20 protein-coding genes are annotated in these 17,123 nt (G+C 71.0%); 7 read left to right on the forward strand and 13 right to left on the reverse strand.

Annotation, left to right across the window (positions count from 1 at the left end; all coding sequences use genetic code 11):
- Positions 1-29 precede the first annotated feature (29 nt).
- Entirely contained in the window at positions 30-401 is a 372-nt protein-coding gene (locus DA085_RS16400; protein WP_109474066.1) for a nitroreductase/quinone reductase family protein, read from the reverse strand.
- Positions 402-493: 92 nt separating this feature from the next.
- On the opposite strand from DA085_RS16400, the gene DA085_RS16405 reads away from it, so the two are divergent.
- Together DA085_RS16405 and DA085_RS16410 are read left to right on the forward strand one after the other, a co-directional pair.
- Positions 494-916: a hypothetical protein gene (locus DA085_RS16405; RefSeq protein ID WP_109474067.1), complete on the forward strand. Its 423-nt coding sequence runs from the start codon at positions 494-496 to the stop codon at positions 914-916.
- 45 nt (positions 917-961) lie between these two features.
- Positions 962-1,207, forward strand: coding sequence for an AbrB/MazE/SpoVT family DNA-binding domain-containing protein (locus tag DA085_RS16410; RefSeq protein WP_109474068.1), 246 nt, complete (start codon positions 962-964; stop codon positions 1,205-1,207).
- Positions 1,208-1,305: 98 nt separating this feature from the next.
- On the opposite strand, the gene pcaD is transcribed toward DA085_RS16410, so the two are convergent.
- The 11 genes from pcaD to DA085_RS16460 are packed head-to-tail and all read right to left on the reverse strand — an operon-like array spanning position 1,306 to position 10,140.
- A complete protein-coding gene (pcaD, locus tag DA085_RS16415; RefSeq protein WP_109474069.1) occupies positions 1,306-2,178 on the reverse strand; it encodes a 3-oxoadipate enol-lactonase in 873 nt (290 codons plus the stop codon).
- 2 nt (positions 2,179-2,180) lie between these two features.
- Complete coding sequence (locus DA085_RS16420) at positions 2,181-3,407, reverse strand: acetyl-CoA C-acetyltransferase (protein ID WP_109474070.1); 1,227 nt, start codon at positions 3,405-3,407, stop codon at positions 2,181-2,183.
- Entirely contained in the window at positions 3,404-3,688 is a 285-nt protein-coding gene (gene catC, locus DA085_RS16425) for a muconolactone Delta-isomerase (protein ID WP_109474071.1), read from the reverse strand. Before catC ends, DA085_RS16420 begins: the two co-directional genes overlap by 4 nt.
- A gap of 45 nt (positions 3,689-3,733) precedes the next feature.
- Positions 3,734-3,889 (reverse strand): hypothetical protein, encoded by a 156-nt coding sequence (locus tag DA085_RS21050; protein WP_161958523.1) that lies wholly within the window; start codon positions 3,887-3,889, stop codon positions 3,734-3,736.
- Positions 3,890-3,898: 9 nt separating this feature from the next.
- Positions 3,899-5,002 (reverse strand): mandelate racemase/muconate lactonizing enzyme family protein, encoded by a 1,104-nt coding sequence (locus tag DA085_RS16430; RefSeq protein ID WP_109474072.1) that lies wholly within the window; start codon positions 5,000-5,002, stop codon positions 3,899-3,901.
- A complete protein-coding gene (locus DA085_RS16435; RefSeq protein WP_109474073.1) occupies positions 4,999-5,817 on the reverse strand; it encodes an enoyl-CoA hydratase/isomerase family protein in 819 nt (272 codons plus the stop codon). Before DA085_RS16435 ends, DA085_RS16430 begins: the two co-directional genes overlap by 4 nt.
- A gap of 1 nt (position 5,818) precedes the next feature.
- The gene (locus DA085_RS16440; RefSeq protein ID WP_109474074.1) at positions 5,819-6,313 is read right to left on the reverse strand and encodes a MaoC family dehydratase; all 495 of its coding nucleotides are present in this window, start codon (positions 6,311-6,313) and stop codon (positions 5,819-5,821) included.
- 1 nt (position 6,314) lies between these two features.
- Positions 6,315-7,055 (reverse strand): 3-oxoacyl-ACP reductase FabG, encoded by a 741-nt coding sequence (fabG, locus tag DA085_RS16445; protein ID WP_109474075.1) that lies wholly within the window; start codon positions 7,053-7,055, stop codon positions 6,315-6,317.
- A 1-nt stretch (position 7,056) separates the two neighbouring features.
- Positions 7,057-8,706, reverse strand: a complete 1,650-nt coding sequence (locus DA085_RS16450) for a tripartite tricarboxylate transporter permease (protein WP_109474076.1) — start codon at positions 8,704-8,706, stop codon at positions 7,057-7,059.
- Complete coding sequence (locus DA085_RS16455; protein WP_154402235.1) at positions 8,706-9,170, reverse strand: tripartite tricarboxylate transporter TctB family protein; 465 nt, start codon at positions 9,168-9,170, stop codon at positions 8,706-8,708. Before DA085_RS16455 ends, DA085_RS16450 begins: the two co-directional genes overlap by 1 nt.
- A gap of 4 nt (positions 9,171-9,174) precedes the next feature.
- Complete coding sequence (locus DA085_RS16460) at positions 9,175-10,140, reverse strand: tripartite tricarboxylate transporter substrate binding protein (RefSeq protein ID WP_109474078.1); 966 nt, start codon at positions 10,138-10,140, stop codon at positions 9,175-9,177.
- Between the two features lie 289 nt (positions 10,141-10,429).
- Between DA085_RS16460 and DA085_RS16465 the strand changes: the two genes are divergently transcribed.
- From DA085_RS16465 to DA085_RS16485, 5 genes are all read left to right on the forward strand, one after another.
- Positions 10,430-11,221: an SDR family oxidoreductase gene (locus DA085_RS16465; RefSeq protein WP_109474079.1), complete on the forward strand. Its 792-nt coding sequence runs from the start codon at positions 10,430-10,432 to the stop codon at positions 11,219-11,221.
- Positions 11,214-12,461, forward strand: a complete 1,248-nt coding sequence (locus DA085_RS16470; protein WP_109474080.1) for a CaiB/BaiF CoA transferase family protein — start codon at positions 11,214-11,216, stop codon at positions 12,459-12,461. The genes DA085_RS16465 and DA085_RS16470 overlap by 8 nt, the downstream gene beginning before the upstream one ends.
- 43 nt (positions 12,462-12,504) lie before the next feature.
- The gene (locus DA085_RS16475; protein WP_109474081.1) at positions 12,505-13,419 is read left to right on the forward strand and encodes a LysR substrate-binding domain-containing protein; all 915 of its coding nucleotides are present in this window, start codon (positions 12,505-12,507) and stop codon (positions 13,417-13,419) included.
- Positions 13,420-13,480: 61 nt separating this feature from the next.
- On the forward strand, positions 13,481-14,914 hold the full coding sequence (locus DA085_RS16480; RefSeq protein WP_202619284.1) for an FAD-binding oxidoreductase: 1,434 nt from the start codon (positions 13,481-13,483) through the stop codon (positions 14,912-14,914).
- Positions 14,911-16,203 carry a class I SAM-dependent methyltransferase gene (locus tag DA085_RS16485; RefSeq protein WP_109474083.1) on the forward strand — a complete coding sequence of 431 codons (1,293 nt, stop codon included), beginning with the start codon at positions 14,911-14,913 and terminating at the stop codon, positions 16,201-16,203. Before DA085_RS16480 ends, DA085_RS16485 begins: the two co-directional genes overlap by 4 nt.
- Positions 16,204-16,239: 36 nt before the next feature.
- Here the strand turns inward: DA085_RS16485 and DA085_RS16490 are convergent, their stop codons facing one another.
- Positions 16,240-17,058 (reverse strand): class I SAM-dependent methyltransferase, encoded by an 819-nt coding sequence (locus tag DA085_RS16490; RefSeq protein ID WP_109474084.1) that lies wholly within the window; start codon positions 17,056-17,058, stop codon positions 16,240-16,242.
- Positions 17,059-17,123: the final 65 nt, after the last annotated feature.

Consider the following 17,123-nt stretch of genomic DNA (forward strand, 5'->3'; position numbering starts at 1 on the left):
ACCTTTGTCCACGTCCTGTGACCTACTCGTTAGTCACCAACGCTCACCGAGCGCCTCGTCACCCTCCTGACGCCGTCCTTGAGCTGGACCGTCGCCTCGGGCTGCGCTTGCAGGTTGAGCCACCAGGCCGACACACCCTCGCCCCAACCGTTCATCGCCATCGTCACCAGGTCGGGCCCGTCCTCGAGATAGCCGAGGATGACGCTGCGCTCCTCACCGCTGCGCCGTCCGATGGTGGTGACCCGCATCAGCCCGTAGCCGCCGGGCCGGGGCTTGCTCAGTCCGACGCTGCCGGGGGTGAACCGATAGAGGGCACGGTGCACCTTCCACGCGGTCCTGATGACCCAACGGGGCGGGAGGCGGGGCCTCGTGACCGGCCCGCTCGGGTGACTGTCCGGCATACCCACTCCTCGGTCGGTCGACAGGACCGACGCTAGCGGACCGCGGCGGCCACCAACAGGCCTCCGCGTCAGGCTCTCGTTAGCCTCGCGGGATGACCAACGAGTTCATGACCGACGCCGTCCCGGGCAGCAACATCCTCATCAGCGGGTGTGTGGTCCGCTTCTCCGACCCCGAGGGCTGGCCGAGCATCCACGCCAACGGCGCGCACCTGTGTGCCGGGGTCGAGTCGGTGGAGGTGGACCCCCGGAACGGGTTCCTGCGGGTGATCCAGACGCTGAAGGAACCGACGGCCACACCCATCCTGTTCGCCTTCATCCAGACCGACGAGACCCTCTCGGCGCGCGGCATCATCGGCGGCGCCTCCGGGGGCACCGGCGACACGCACTACGTGCTCTATGACACCACCATCGACCGGAGGCTGGACCTGCGTGAACAGGAGGACCGTCTGCGCGTGCAGTCACCTGTGGCGAACGTGTGGCTCGGCTGGGTGCACCTGGCGGCCTCTGCCTCGTAGACCGTCAGCGGGCCACGGTGGCACAGCACCTGGCATTCTGATGCCATGCGGACAACCATCGATGCTGCCGGGCGGATCGTCGTGCCGAAGGCGGTCCGCGACGCGATGAACCTGTCAGCGGGGAGCGCGGTTGATGTGACCTACACGGACGGCCGGATCGAGGTCGAGCTGGCTCCTGCCCAGGTGGTGGTCGAGGACGACGACGGACTTCCCGTCGTGCGGCCGGTCGAGGCCCTGCCCCCTCTCACGGATGAGCAGGTGCGCGACACCCTGGACTCGACGCGCCGGTGAGCAGCACCATCAGCTCATCCGCGACCTGGGCGGTGCCGGGGTGCGTGGCGGCGCGGTCTACGACGCCCTCATCGGCGCCACCGCGGCACACCACGACCTCACGCTCCTGACGAGGGACCGGCGTGCCCGCTGGACCTACGACGCAGTCGGCGCGAGGTACTCAGGTCCTCTGACCGACGCTCCATCGCTCCACTGCCGCTCAGGTGGCGCAGCAGGGCCTCGGTCACCACGTCGGGCTGCTCGACGTTGGCCAGGTGGGCGGCCTGCGGCACCACGACCAGCCGTGCATCCGGTATGCCGTGGGCGAGGCTCTGCATCATGGCCGGCGGTGCGGCCGGGTCGTCGGCACCGGCGAGGACGAGCGTGGCCGCCCGGACCGCGGCGAGGTCCCCGGTCAGGTCCATCCCGGCGATCACCTCGCAGCACCCGGCATAGCCCTCGGCGGGCGTCGCCGCGACCATCGCCTCGTGGGCGGCGACCTGCTCGGGACGGGCCTGCCGGTAACCGTCGGTGAACCAGCGGGCGACGACCGCCTCGGCCACCGCCCCCGTGCCGACGGAGCGCACCGCCGAGGCGCGCCCGGTCCAGCTCGAGGCGGGGGGCATGACGGCACCGGTGCACAACAGCGCGAGGCGGTCGACGCGTTCGGGCTCCCGCGCCGCCAGCCGCATACCGGTCATCCCGCCGAGCGACAGCCCGACGAAGTGCGCCCGCCGGATATCCAGGCGGTCGAGCAGTGCCACGACGTCGTCCACGAGGTCGTCGAGGACGTAGGGACCGTCCGGCACGGGTGAGCGCCCGTGCCCGCGCGTGTCGTAGCGGACCACCCGGAAGTGCTCGGCGAGCGCCGGCACCTGCGGGTCCCACATCCCCAGGGCCGAGCCGAGGGAGTTGGACAGCACCACGACCGGTGCGTCCTCCCCCACCCCGGGCGCCCTTGTCTCCTCGTGGTGGACCTCGACCGCAGCCACGCTCAGGCCCGCTCGAAGACTGCGGCCAGTCCCTGGCCGCCGCCGATGCACATCGTCTCCAGCCCGTAGCGGCTGCCCCGGCGGCGCATCTCGTAGGCCATGGTCGCCAGGATCCGCGCGCCCGTGGCACCGACGGGGTGTCCCATCGAGATGCCCGAGCCGTTCACGTTCACCCGCTCCCAGTCGCTGTCGGTGAGCTGCCACTGCCGGGTCACGGCCAGGACCTGGGCGGCGAAGGCCTCGTTGAGCTCGATGAGGTCGATGTCGGCCAGCGACAGGCCCGCCCGCGACAGGGCGGCAGCCGAGGCAGGCACCGGGCCGATGCCCATGACCTCCGGCCCGCAGCCCGCGACAGCCCAGGACCGCAGCACCACGAGCGGCTCCAGGCCCCGGCGCTCCGCCTCGGCGCGGGTGGTCACCACGCACAGGGCGGCGGCGTCGTTCTGGCCGCTGGCGTTGCCGGCCGTGACCGTTGCCTCCGGGTCCGTGCGCCCCATGATCGGGCGCAGCCCGGCCAGGATCTCCATGGTCGTGTCCGGGCGCGGGTGCTCATCGGCGTCGACGACCACCGTGCCCCTGCGGCCCCTGACCTCGACCGGGACGAGCTCGTCGGCGAAGTTCCCGGCGGCCAGCCCCGCAGCATACTGCTGCTGGGACCGCAGGGCCAGGGCGTCCTGGTCCTCCCGGCTGATCGAGAACTCCCTGCGCAGGTTCTCCGCGGTCTCGATCATGCCGCCCGGGACCGGGTGGGACTCACCGCCGGCGGTCGCCCGGGCCCGCGCGAGACGGTCCTGCAGGTCGACGTCACCCCGCACCCCCAGGCGCAGCAGCGCGTAGTGCTCGACCTGGCTCATCGCCTCCACCCCGCCGGCCACCACCAGGGACGAGCCGCCGCTGCCCACCTGCATCGCGGCATACAGGACGGCCTGCAGGCCGGAGCCGCACCGGCGGTCGACCTGCGTCCCCGGCACCCCGGTCCCCAGGCCCGCATCGAGCGCCAGGATGCGGCCGAGCGCCGGTCCCTCACCGTTGGAGTTGGCCTGCCCGATGATCACGTCGTCGACGTCGTCCTCGCCCAGTCCGGTGCGCTCGACCAGCGCCTTCATGAGCTGGGTGCCGAGCTGGCCCGCCGAGAGGGACGACAGCGCGCCCTGGAACGCTCCCACCGGGGTGCGTAGCGGCGAGCAGATGACGATGTCGGTCGCCGCCGGCGCGGTCGGCGTGCTCATGACGCCGCCACGTCGGACGGGTGCTGGGCCAGCGGGGTGACCTCCATGGTCATGAATGGGAACAGCGGCAGGTTCCACAGGACCTCGTGGAGCCGCTCGTTGTCGGCGACGTCAAAGATGCTGAGGTTGGAGTACTGCCCGGCGATGCGCCAGATGTGCACCCACTCCCCGGCCCGCTGGAGCTCGTGGCTGTAGGCCTTCTCGCGCGCCACGATGTCGGCCCGGACCTCGGGGTCCAGGTCGCGCGGGATCGCGACGTCCATCTTCACGGCGTAGAGCACTGTGCCGCCTCCTGTGGTTGAGTTCGGTTCGGGGTCCCGTGCCGGTCAGGCCGGGTCGAGCACGAGGTCGTATGTCGTGTGGTTGCCGTCCCCAGTATCCGCGGGCCGGCTGTCGGCCGTCAGGCCGGGCCCGGCTGCGGGGACGAGGTCGCCGACGGCCGGGTGAGTGGTCGGGGCGGCTCCTTCCTCAGTGGTGGGCACCGGTGTCACTCAGGCGTCCTGGCGGTAGTGGGTCAGCTTGTCCTCATCGATCGTCAGCCCGAGTCCGGGGCCCGGGCGCACCTCGAGGGCGCCGTCGGCGATCTGCAGGGGCTCGGCCAACAGGTCGTCCTGCATGTCGAGGAAGTTGGACAGCTCCCCCGCCCGCAGGGAGGTGGTCCGGTGGGCCGCACCGAACGCCACGGAGCAGAGGGTGCCGACCTGTCCGTCGATCTGGTTGCCCATCACCACCTCCACGCCGAGCCCCTCTGCCTGGGCCAGGATCCGCCCCGAGACCGTGAATCCCGTGCGGGCGGTCTTGATGCTCAGCGCGGTGGCGTTGCCGTCCAGCAGCTCCCTGGTCACCTCCCCGGGCCGGGTCGCGCTCTCGTCGGCGACGAACGGCACCGGGCACTGACGGACCAGCCAACGACGGCCCAGTATGTCGTCCGCCGGGCAGAGCTCCTCGGCGAGAGTCAGGCCCAGGTCGGCCATGCGACGGAGCGCGTCCACCGACTCCGACGGGGTCCAGCCGCGGTTGCCGTCGATGTAGAGCTCGACGGTGTCCCCGAAGTGCTCGCGGAGGGCTCGGCACACGTCGACGTCGAGTGTCACCGGGCGGCGGCCGACCTTGACCTTGAAGGTCGAGATGCCGTAGGCGTCGTGGACCGACTGCGCCTCGGCGACCATCCGCTCGGGGGTGTCGAAACCGAGCATGTGGCTGACCCGCATCCGGTCGGTCCACCCGCCCAGCAGCTGGCTGACCGAGACCTCCAGGCCCTGGCCGATGACGTCCCAGAGCGCCATGTCGATCGCCGCCTTGGCGGCCGGGTTGCCGACCGTGCGGTGGAGCACGGCGTGGATCTGCTCGCGCTCCAGGGCTGAACGTCCGATGATCTGGGGTGCGAAGACCGTCTCGATCACCGCGACGATCGACTGCTGGGTCTCGCCGTAGGTGTAGGGCCGCGGCGGTGCCTCAGCGGTGCCGACCAGTCCCTCGTCCGTGTGCACCCTGACGAGGACGTGGTCGGCCGTCCGGACCTCGCCGCTGGCGAACTTCAGCGTCTTGGCGTAGGGGATGGCGAACGGGATCGCCTCGATGCGGGTGATCTTCACCGTGCGTCTCCTCGGTCCGCGGGCCGCACGGACGGGCCCGCCTGCCAGCGACCCTCGAAGACCGGCTCGACCTTGTCCACGAAGGCCTGACGGGCGGCGAGGGCGTCCGTGGCGAGGTTGATCGCTGCGGCCCGCGTCTCGCTCTCCAGCGCCTCGCGCAGGCCCTGCGACGAGGCCTGGTTGAGCATGGTCTTGGTCTGGGCCATCGCGACGGGCGGGCCCGCGGCCAGCTGGTCGGCCAGGTCGGTCACGAACGGGTCGATCTCGGCGGCCTGCTTCACCCAGGTCACCATGCCGAGCCGGTGGGCTTCCGTCGCGTCGATGATCTCCGCCAGCAGCGCCAGCCGCTTGGCCTGCAACAGACCGACGGTGCGCGGCAGGAGCCACGTTCCGCCGAAGTCCGGGGACAGTCCCCGGCGCCCGAAGATCTGCGAGAACCGGGCGTCCGGCGCGGCGACGACGAAGTCGGCGGCCAGGGCGAGGTTGCACCCGGCGCCGACCGCGACGCCCCGGACCTTGGCGATGACCGGCTTGGGCAGCTCGGTCAGGAGCATGGCGATGTCGCCGAGCCACCGCATACGGTCGACGGGGTGGCCCTCGCGACGGGTGCCGCCGACGTCGGCGCCGGAGCAGAAGTCACCCCCTGCCCCGGTGAGGACGAGCGCCCGGACCGCCGGGTCCTCCCTGGCCGCGAGCAGCCCGTCCTGGAGGAGCTGCAGGGTGGGGTCGTCGAGCGCGTTCTTGCGGTGTGGTCGGTTCAGGGTCAGGGTGAGGACGGCGCCGGCCCGGTCGGTCAGGAGGGTCGACCCGGTCATGTCAGGCACCGGCCCGGTCGGCCGCCGCGCTGGCCATGGCTGCCGGCACGAAACGTCGCACGGTGTCCGCGACGCAGGCGGGCCGGTCGGCCCCCTCGACCTGCACCGTGTGCCGGAGGACGGCGTGGGTCGCGCCCGCGGAGCCCGCCTCCACCGAGATGATCTGGACTCCGACCCGGACGCGTGAGCCGACCCGGACCGGGGACGGGAACCGCACCCGCTCCAGGCCGTAGTTGACGGTCGCGGCCACGCCGCGGACCTCGTAGACCTCGCTCGCCATGCTGGGCAGGAGGGACAGGATGAGGTAGCCGTGGGCGACCGTGCCGCCGTAGGGGCCGGCTGCCGCCCGCTCCGGCTCGGTGTGGATCCACTGCCGGTCCCCGGTCACCTCGGCGAACGCGCTGACCATGGCCTGGTCCACGGTGCGCCAGCCGCTGTGGCCCAGGTGCTCCCCCGCCGCCCCGGCGAACTCCCAGATGGTGTCGAAGGTGCGCATGTCAGATGTGCCGTCCGCCGGAGATCTCCAGGACCGTGCCGGTCATGTAGCTCGACATGTCGGACGCCAGGAACACCGCGACGCTGGCGACCTCCGAGACCTCGCCGGGCCGCCCCATGGGCACCTCGGCGACCTTGGACTCCTTGACGTGCTCGGGCATGGCGTCGGTCATGGCGGTGCGGATGTAGCCCGGCTGGATCGCGTTGACCCGGACGTTCTTGAAGGCCACCTCCTTGCAGGCCGCCTTGGTGAGTCCGACGATCCCGGCCTTGGCCGCCGAGTAGTTCGTCTGGCCGAGCATGCCGACCTTGCCGGAGATCGAGCTGACGTTGATGATCGAGCCGGTGCCGCGCTCCCGCATCCGGGCGGCTGCCGCCCGGGTGCCGAGCCAGCACCCCTTGAGGTGCACGGCGATGACGTCGTCGAAGTCGGACTCCGTCATCTTGCGCATGGTGGCATCCCTGGTCATGCCCGCGTTGTTCACCATCACATCGACGGGTCCGAACGCCTGCTCGGCGGCGGTGAGCAGGGCCTCCACCTGATCGGCGGAACGGACGTCGCAGACCACCGAGCGCGCGACCTCTGATCCGCCGAGCTGCTGGACGGCGTCCTGCGCCACGGCCTCGTTGATGTCGCCGATCACGACCCTGGCGCCCTCGGCGATGAAGGCGGTCGCGATCGCGAGCCCGATGCCCTGCGCGCCACCGGTGACCACGGCCACCCGGTCCTGGAGCAGTCCCATGTCAGTCCTCTTCCTCGTGCCGGGATCGTGTCGTGGTGCGGGTTGTCGCACGGGCGTCCCCGCCTCCGTCGGCGTCGGCCCGGTCCTGCTCCGGGGCGGCGGGACTGCGCAGGGCCTCCAGCTCTGCCTCGTCGGCGGCCGCGTGCTCGATCATCTCGGCGCCACTGGTGAGCCGGCCGCGCAGGGCCATCACGGTGCTCCACACCAGGAACACGGCGATCAGCCCGAACACGACACCGGCGACCGGACGCTGGACGAAGATGCCCAGGCTCCCGTCGGACAGCAGCATCGACTGGCGGAAGGAGCCCTCCAGGATCGGTCCGAGGACGAACGCCAGCACCAGCGGCCCGGGTTCGAAACCGGTCTTCTTCATCAGCCAGCCGAGCACGCCGAAACCGAGGACGACCCACATGTCGTTGAGGTCGTTGTTGATGGAGTAGACCCCGGCCATGGTGATCAGGAGGGCGAACGCCCCGAGGATCCCGGGCCGCACCCGGAGCAGCTGGACGAACACGCCGACCAGGGGCACGTTCAGGATGAGCAGGATGACGTTGCCGATCACCATCGAGGCGATGACTCCCCAGAAGATGTCGGGGTGGTCGTCGATCAGGGTCGGCCCGGGCGTGATGCCCTGGATCGTCAGGGCACCGAAGATCAGCGCCAGGACGACGTTGGACGGCAGCCCCAGGGTGAGGAGGGGGACGAAGGCGGAGGTGGAGGAGGCGTTGTTGGCGGTCTCCGGGCCGGCGACGCCCTCGATCGCCCCCTTGCCGAACTCGTGCCGGCCGTTCCGGCTCAGCTTCTTCTCGGCGCCGTAGGACGCCAGGGACGAGACGACGCCACCGCCACCGGGCAGCACGCCGATGAGGAACCCGAGCACGGAGCCGCGCGCGATCGGAGCGGCCGAGTCGCGGAAGTCCTGCCGGGTCGGCCAGATGTTGCGGACCTTGGAGGTCAGCGCCTTGACGGCCTGGTCCTGCTCGATGGCGTGCAGGATCTCGCCGACACCGAACAGCCCCATCGCGATCGCGACGAAGTCGAAGCCGTCGATGAGGGAGAGCTGGCCGAAGGTGAACCGGGTGGCGCCGGTGATCGGGTCCTGGCCCACGGTGGCCAGCAGCAGTCCGATGCCGGCCATCGCCAGGCTCTTGAACGGGTGCCGGGTGCCGAGGTAGGTGACGAGCAGCAGGCCCAGCACCGCCAGGGCGACGAACTCCGGTGGCCCCACGCCGACCGCGATGTCCGCCAGCGTGGGGGCGAGCAGCATGAGCCCGACCACCGCGACCATGCCGCCGATGAACGAGCCGACCGCGCTGATGCCCAGGGCCGCCCCGGCCCGTCCCTGTCTGGCCATCTCGTAGCCGTCGATACTCGTCACGACGGAGGCGGCCTCACCCGGCAACCTCAGCAGGACCGAGGTGATCGTGCCGCCGTACATCGACCCGTAGTAGATACCGGCCAGCATGATGACGGCGGTCGCCGGCTCGAGGGTGTAGGTGAGCGGCAGCAACAGCGCGATGGTGGCCGACGGGCCGAGCCCGGGCAGCACCCCGATCACGGTGCCGATGAGGACGCCGATGAAGACGTAGAGGAGGTTCTGGGCGGTCGCGGCCGTTGCGAACCCGGTGGCGATGCCGTCGAAGATGTCCATCAGAGCCCAAACTCCAGTCCGGTCTGCCGGCCGATGATGCCGACGGGGAAGGGCACCTCGAGGAACTGCCCGAACACCAGGTACAGCCCGACGGACCCGGCGACGGCGAGCACGAGGGTCAGTCGCCAGGGCTCACGGGACAGGAACCGGATCCAGAAGGTGAGCAGCAGGAAGGCGGCGAGGATGATCCCAAGGAGCTGCAGGACCGGGATGAAGACACCCAGGGCGACGAAGGCGATGCCCACCTTGCCCGACCGCCGCGTCCACGTCTCGTAGTCGTCGGGGGTGTCCTCGACGATCAGCACCAGGCCGCAGAAGATGATCACCAGGGCGGTGATGAACGGCCACAGGCCGGAGCCCGGTGCCGACAGCCCGCCGAGGCCGAGCTGCACAGCGCCCAGGGCCGCCGCCGCACCGAGCGCCAGGATGGCGAGGGCACCGAACCGGTACGCGTGCTGGCTCATGCGCTCATCCACCGATAACGGCCGAGTAGGCCTCGGACTGCTCCTCGAACGCCTTCTGCAGGGCCGGGCCGTCGACGAAGGTCTCGCTCACGAACTCCGTGCCGATGATCTCCCGCACCGAGTCCTCACCCATGCAGGTCTCGAGCTCGTCGCTCAGTCGGGTGGCGATCTCCTCGGGGGTGCCGGCGCGGACGACCAGGCCGAAGTAGGAGGTGCCCGCACCGAGGTCCTCGAACCCTGGGATCTCGTTGACGGCCGGCACGTCGGGCAGGTAGTCGACACGCTCGCCCGAGGTCACACCCAGGATGCGCAGGCTGCCGTCCTCGTGCTGCTTGAGCAGGTCGTCGTCGATCACCGCCGTGCCGAAGTCGACCTGGTTGCCCAGGAGGGCGGACTTCACACCGGCGGTGCCGTCGAACGGGACCAGGGTGATGGGGGCGCCCGCGGCCTTGACGGCCTCCAGCTCCAGCGTGCCCTGTGACGCGGCACCGGGTGCCGCGGCCTTGAGGTCCGCGTCGGCGGTGAGCAGGTCCTCGAGCGTCTGGTAGGGCGAGTCGCCGTTGACCAGGATCACGTAGGGGAAGGAGGCGACCTGTCCGATCGCCTGCTGGTCCTCGAGGGAGTAGCCCACGTCGTTGCTCAGCGGGGTGACCACGGCCGAGCTGGTGAGCACCATCTCGAGGGTGTGCCCGTCGGCGGGCTGGCCCAGCATGTCGGTGGTGCCCACGGCGCCGCTCCCACCGGCCTTGTTCTCGACGATGACACTCTCACCGAGGGCCTCCTCGAGGCAGGGCGCCACTGCTCGGGCCGCGATGTCCACCCCGCCGCCGGCCGGGTACGGGACCACCATGCGCACCGTCTTGCTGGGGTACTCCGCAGCAGTGCCGGCACCGCCGCCGTCTCCGCAGGCCGTGAGGCCGGTGAGGGCGACCAGGGCTACCACGGCTGCCAGAGTTGTGTGTCGCGCCATTGCGAGGCTCCTCGTGTCGGGGGTCGGACGACCCGGTTGCGACAACGATGAACCCCTGAGACTGATCTTGTGAAGTACCTCTTTCAGGACGGACAAGGACCTCACGGGTATTGATCGCTGTCACCTGCAGGAACAGGAAGCGGCACCATCGCCGGGGACGGAGGGTATCAATCGTTGCCCCAATAGGTCCTTGTGGGTATCGCCGACTCCTCCCTACGTTGGCAGGAGTGCCAGGGGACAGCCCTGGCCTCCAACCAGGTTCTGCAGGCTCTGAAGGTGGGAAACAACGATGCTCCCCAATGACACATTCGCTGGCCGGGTCTCGCTCGTCACGGGCGGCTCCTCCGGCATCGGAGAGGCGATCGCCCAGGAGCTCGCCCGACTCGGCTCTGACGTCGCGATCGTCGGGCGACGACAGGAGCAGCTCGATGCCGCGGCGGAACGGCTGCAGGAGCACGGCACCCGGGTCGCGACCTACGCCGTCGACGTGCGGGAACGGCCGGCGGTCGAGGCTGCGGTCTCCGATGTCGTTGAGCAGTGGGGCCGGATCGACCACCTGGTGAACAGCGCGGCCGGCAACTTCCAGGCCAGGCCCGAGGACCTCTCCCCCAATGCCTGGTCGGCGGTCGTGCGGATCGTGCTCGACGGGACGTGGAACTTCAGCCAGGTCGTCGGGCAGCACATGATCGAGCGCGGTGGTGGCGGGTCGATCCTCAGCATCGGCACCACGGCCGCCCTGATCGGCGGACCGAGCACCGTGCACTCCACGTCCGCCAAGGCGGGCGTCATCGCCCTCACCAAGTCGCTGGGGGCCGCCTGGGCGGAGCACGGCATCCGGGTCAACGTCATGACTCCCGGACCGACAGAGGGCACCGGGGCGATGACCTTCCTCTTCGGCGGGGAGGGCCAGTGGGACGAGCAGGTCCAGGCGATCCCCATGAAGCGGATGCTCACGCGGCAGGAGGCGGCGGACGCGTCGGTCTACCTGCTCAGCGACTACGCGAGCTATGTCACCGGACACAACCTGGTGATCGACGGCGGACGCTCGCTGGGCCGCGCAGGAGGGGTCTTCGGTGGCTGACACCCAGCCCACCGGGCCGCTCGCCGGCATCAGGGTGCTCGACCTCACCCGGGTCCTCTCCGGCCCGTTCGCGACGATGATCCTCGCGGACCTGGGCGCCGACGTGGTCAAGATCGAGGACCCGGCGCGAGGTGACGACACCCGGCACTGGGGGCCACCGTTCGTCGAGACCGAGTCGGCCTACTTCATGAGCGTCAACCGCAACAAGCGCAGTCTCGCGCTGGACCTGAAGTCCGACCGCGGACGCGAGATCGCCCGGGCGCTGGCCGCGGAGGTCGACGTGGTCGTGGAGAACTTCCGACCGGGCGTCGCCGCGCGCCTGGGTCTGGGCTACGAGGCGGTGCGCGAGCTCAACCCCGGAGTCATCTACGCGTCGATCAGCGGCTACGGACAGGACAGCTCCGAGTCCGACAAACCCGGTTACGACCCGATCATGCAGGCCCGCAGCGGACTGATGAGCATCACCGGCGAGGCCCTGGGTGGGCCGGCCCGCGTGGGCGTCGCGAGCGCGGACATCAGCGCGGGCATGTGGACCGCCATCGGCACCCTGGCCGCGCTGCACCACCGCACGGCAACCGGCCGGGGCCAGTGGCTGGATCTCTCGCTGCTCGACGCCCAGGTGTCCTGGCTCTCCAACGTCGCGGGCGCGTGGTTCGCCTCCGGCGGTGTCCCCGCCCGCTACGGCACCGGCCACCCCAGCATCGTGCCCTCGGAGGCGTTCGCCACCAGCGACGGTCTGCTGATGGTGGCCGCCGGCAACGACGCCATGTGGGTGCGGATGGCGCAGGCCCTCGGCGTGGAGCGCCTGCTCGAGGACGCCCGCTTCGCGACGAACGCGCACCGGGTGGCGCACCGCGAGGAGCTGCGCGGCGAGCTCGAGCGGGTCCTGGCGACAGACACCACGCAGGCCTGGCTCGAGCGACTCGATGCGGCTGCGGTGCCGGCCGCACGGGTCAACTCCATCGGCGAGGCCCTCTCGGACCCACTCCTGCGGGAGCGGGACATGATCGTCGAGCTCGAGCACCAGAGCGTCGGACCGGTCCGAAGCGTCGGGTCACCGGTCAGGCTGTCCGAGACACCGCCCTCCATGCGGTCCGCCCCGCCGGTCCTGGGCCAGGACACCCGCGCGGTCCTCACCGAGCTGGGTCTGGACCCCGCAGAGATCCAGGACCTCATCGACCGCGGACAGGTCACCGCCGGGGACCCGGCGGCCGACCGCGCGCAGCGGCTCCGTGCCTGAAACGGGAGGCCGCTGGCGGGATCCGCTGTGCCATGCTGGCGCGATGGAGATCCGGCACCTGCGCTACTTCGTGGTGGTGGCCGAGGAGCTCCACTTCAACCGCGCCGCCGAGCGGCTGCACATGCAGCAGCCTCCCCTGAGCCGACAGATCCGCCAGCTCGAGAAGGAGCTCGGCACCGAGCTGTTCCACCGCACGACCCGCTCGGTCAAGCTCACCGAGGCAGGCCGGGCCTTCGAGGTCGAGGCACGGGCCATCCTCGAGAAGGTGGACGCCTCCCGCCAGGTCGCGGTCCGGGCGGCCCACGGTCTCACCGGGCGCCTGGCCGTCGGCTTCACCGGCTCCAACACCTACTCCATGCTGCCCCTCGTCGCCAGGCGCTTCCGCGAGGAGTTCCCGGACGCCGAGCTGCACGCCCAGGGCGAGATGCTGACCCCAGCGCAGGAGGAGGCCCTCCTCACCCGGCAGCTCGACGCCTGCTTCGGACGCCAGGAGCTGGTGGGGCCGGAGTTCGAGTCCCGGGTCATCTGCACGGAGGCCATCACGGTGCTGCTGCCGCAGGACCACCGGCTCGCCGGACGCGACTCCGTCCGCCTCGACGAGCTGGCAGACGACCCGTTCGTGACGTACCCGAGCCGCTACGGCTCCACGATGTTCGAGCTCACCGTCAACTCCTGCCGGGAGGCCGGCTTCTCCCCGCGGATCGTGCAGGAGGTCACCCAGACCTCGACGCTCGTCAGCCTGGTCGCCGCGGGCTTCGGCGTCGCCCTCGCCGCAGAGTCCGTGCAGCACATCCACGTCACCGGTGCGGTGCACAAGCCGCTGTCCTGGCCGGCGGTGACCAGCGACCTCGTGCTGGCCTGGCGCCGGGACAACGACCTCCCCCTGCTGGCCCGCTTCCTGGAGATGGTCGAGCGGATGGACTTCCCGACGTCGGAGGACCCGCCGGCGTCCGCCTGACCCGCGACACGGGCCGGAACCCGGGTGCGCCGGGAACCACCCGTACGGCAGGATGGGCGCCATGGTTGCGCACCAGGGAGACATCGCCCTGGCCGTCGCCCGGGCAGAGGCCGACGTGCGCTCGATGGAGCGCGTGAGGCTCGCGAAGAAGACGTCAAACCTGTTCCGCCCGCGCGCGGCCGACGGGGCCGCCGGGCTGGACCTGTCCGCGTTCACCGGCGTCCTGGCGACGACCACGGCCACCGCGGACCGTCCCGCCACGGCCACGGTCGGGGGCCTGACGACCTACGAGCAGCTGGTCGACGAGCTGCTCCCGCTCGGACAGGTGCCGCTGGTGGTCCCCCAGCTGCGGACCATCACCCTCGGCGGCGCGGTCACGGGCCTGGGCATCGAGTCCACCAGCTTCCGGGACGGCCTGCCCCACGAGTCGGTGACGGCGATGCAGGTCCTGACCGGCACGGGCGAGGCGGTCACCGCGACACCGGACAACGCGCACGCCGACCTGTTCCACGCCTTCCCCAACAGCTACGGGTCGCTGGGCTACGCGCTCACCCTGACCATCGAGACGGCCCCGACGCATCCGTATGTCGCGTTGCGGCACGTGCGGTTCACCCGCCTCGAGGACGTGGTCGCCGCGATCGGCCACATTATGGAGGCACGGGACTGGGACGGCGAGCCCGTCGACTTCCTCGACGGGGTGGTGTTCTCCGCGACCGAGTCCTACCTGACCCTGGGGCGCTGGGCCGACAACACCGAGGGTTACGCCGGCCCCAGCGACTACACGGGCCAGCAGATCTACTACCGCTCGATCCAGCACCGCCGCCGCGACCTGCTGACCGTCCGGGACTACCTGTGGCGCTGGGACACGGACTGGTTCTGGTGCTCGCGTGCCTTCGGCGCGCAGGTCCCCGCGATCCGGCGGGTTTGGCCACGACGCCTGCTGCGCAGCGACTTCTACTGGAAGATCCAGGACCTCGAGGCGCGCCGCGGGGTCGTCGCCCGGATCGACCGGCTCCGCGGCCGACCCGCCCAGGAGCGCGTCATCCAGGACGTCGAGATCCCCCTGGACCACACGGCCGAGTTCCTGCACTGGTTCCTGGCCAGTGTCCCCATCGAGCCGCTCTGGCTGTGCCCGGTCCAGCTCCGGGACACCGGGACCGCCGGTGACGTGACCGCCGCCCCCGGTGCACGGCATACGGACCCTGCGACCCCCTGGCCCCTGTATCCCATGCGCGCCGGCACCCCGTATGTCAACGTCGGCTTCTGGTCGGCCGTGCCGATCACCGAGGGCCGCCGGCACGGCGACACCAACCGGGCGATCGAGGCCCGGGTGACCGAGCTCGGCGGGCACAAGGGGCTCTACTCCGAGGCGTTCTACGACGAGCAGACCTTCGCCGCGCTCTACGGCGGGGTGACCTACGACCGGGTCAAGGAGCGGTACGACCCCGACGGCCGCTTCCCGACCCTTTACGACAAGGCGGTGCGCGCACGATGAGCATGACGGTCGGCGAGGCCTTCGACCGGTACTTCGGTTCCGGGAGCGGGTTGCGGGTCGAGGCGTATGACGGGTCCGTCGGCGGCGACCCGGACGGCCAGGTGCTGCGGCTGCGCAGCCCCGAGGCGCTCAACTACCTGCTCACCGCGCCCCGCTCGATCGGCATGATGCGGGCCTACCTGACCGGCGAGCTCAGCATCGAGGGCATGGACGAGGGCAACCCCTACCCCGAGCTGACGACCTACCTGACCCGCCTCTCCGCGCGCCGGCCGAGCCTGCGCGAGCTGCCGGACCTGGCGCGGTTCGTCGCCGAGACCGGCCTGCACGTGCCGGACCTGCCGCCGCAGGAGGCCCCCGCCCCGTGGCGCCGCCTGGCCTACGGCCTGCGTCACGGCCGGGCGCGCGACGCGAGTGCGATCGCGCACCACTACGACGTGTCCAACACGTTCTACGAGATGGTGCTCGGCCCGTCGATGGCCTACACCTGCGCGGTCTATCCGGACGCCGAGGCGTCCCTGGAGGAGGCCCAGTCCTACAAGTTCGATCTCGTATGCCGCAAGCTGGGTCTGTCTCCCGGCATGCGTCTGCTGGATGTCGGGTGCGGGTGGGGCGGCATGGTCCGGCACGCCGTGACGCACTACGGCGTGACCGCGCTGGGGGTGACCCTCTCCCGCAACCAGGCCCGCTGGGGACAGGAGATGATCGAGCGGGAGGGCTTGACCGGCCGCGCCGAGATCCGGCACACCGACTACCGGGACGTGACCGAGCGGGGGTTCGACGCGGTCTCGAGCATCGGCCTCACCGAGCACATCGGGGTGCGCAACTACCCCGCATACTTCCGCTTCCTGCACGAGCGCCTGCGGGACGAGGGCCGCCTGCTGAACCACTGCATCACCCGTCCCGACAACACCCGCAACGGGATGCTGCGTGACCCGTTCACCAACCGCTACACCTTCCCTGACGGCGAGCTGTCCGGCTCCGGCCACATCGTCGCGGTGATGGAGGACACGGGCTTCGAGGTGCGCCACCAGGAGAACCTGCGCGAGCACTACGCGCGGACGACGGGCGCGTGGTCGGAGAACCTGTCGGCCAACTGGGAGGCCTGTGTGGCCGAGGCCGGGCTGGGCACCGCCCGCGTCTGGGGCGTCTACCTCGCCGGGTCGCGGGTCAACTTCGAGCACAACAACATCCAGCTGCACCAGGTGCTGGGCGTGCGCACCTCCGACACCGGCAACGCGGGCCTCCCGCTGCGACCGTCGTGGGACGTCGAGGCCGCCGTCCGCGACTGACCGTCCATCGACCGGGCGGTCGCCGGCCGGCGAGAGTCAGCGGCGGTGCCCGACCGTGAGCAGGTACTCGTAGCGGAGGACCACCTGCCCGTCGGCGGCCGGCCTGCTGTGACGGGTCGCGAAGTCCAGCAGGTCCCGGTCCAGGTCCGCGGTCCTCCCCCGGTCGTCGGCACCGTCGGTGTAGGCGGCCACGATGGGGCCGAAGGTGCGCCTGAGCAGGTCCACGTAGGCGGCCGGGCTCGCGGCGTACTCCCCGTAGTCCCCACGCGTGAACCGCAGGTCGACACGGTCACCGAACAGCCGGCGCACGTGCTCCTCACTCCCCCACAGGAGCGGCGGTGACGCGTCCGGCGGCAGTGGTGGCAGGTGGGGCGCCAACGCCTCGAAGAAGCCGGTCATGATGCCCTCGGGGGTGAACGTGAGCAGACCGATCGTGCCGCCCTCGTGGCAGACGCGGACCAGCTCATCAGCAGCCGCCTGGTGATGGGGTGCGAACATCACGCCGAAGGACGAGGTCACCACGTCGAACTCGCCGTCCGCATACGGCAGGTTCTCTGCGTCGGCCTCGACCCACTCGAGATCGACGCCGTGGGCCCGTGCCTCTCGCCGGCCGGCGTCGAAGTTCTCCGGCGTGAGGTCCGAGGCGACGACCGACGCTCCGGTCTCGGCCGCGCGGATCGCGGTGTTGCCGGTGCCGGCGGCGACATCGAGCACTCGCTGACCAGGGCCGATGCCGCACGCCTGCACCAGCACCGGGCCCATCTCCCAGATCGTCGCCCGGGCGAACGCGTGGTAGTCACCCTGTGCCCAGGCCGAGCGGGCGGCGACCTTCACCGGATCTGTAGTGCTGTCCATCTCCGCACCGTACGAAGCGGCGACAGTGCGGCGCATCGCCAGAACGGGCCATCTGAGGTCGCTGC

It is taken from the genome of Ornithinimicrobium cavernae (assembly GCF_003121625.1).
Classification (GTDB): Bacteria; Actinomycetota; Actinomycetes; order Actinomycetales; family Dermatophilaceae; genus Ornithinicoccus; species Ornithinicoccus cavernae.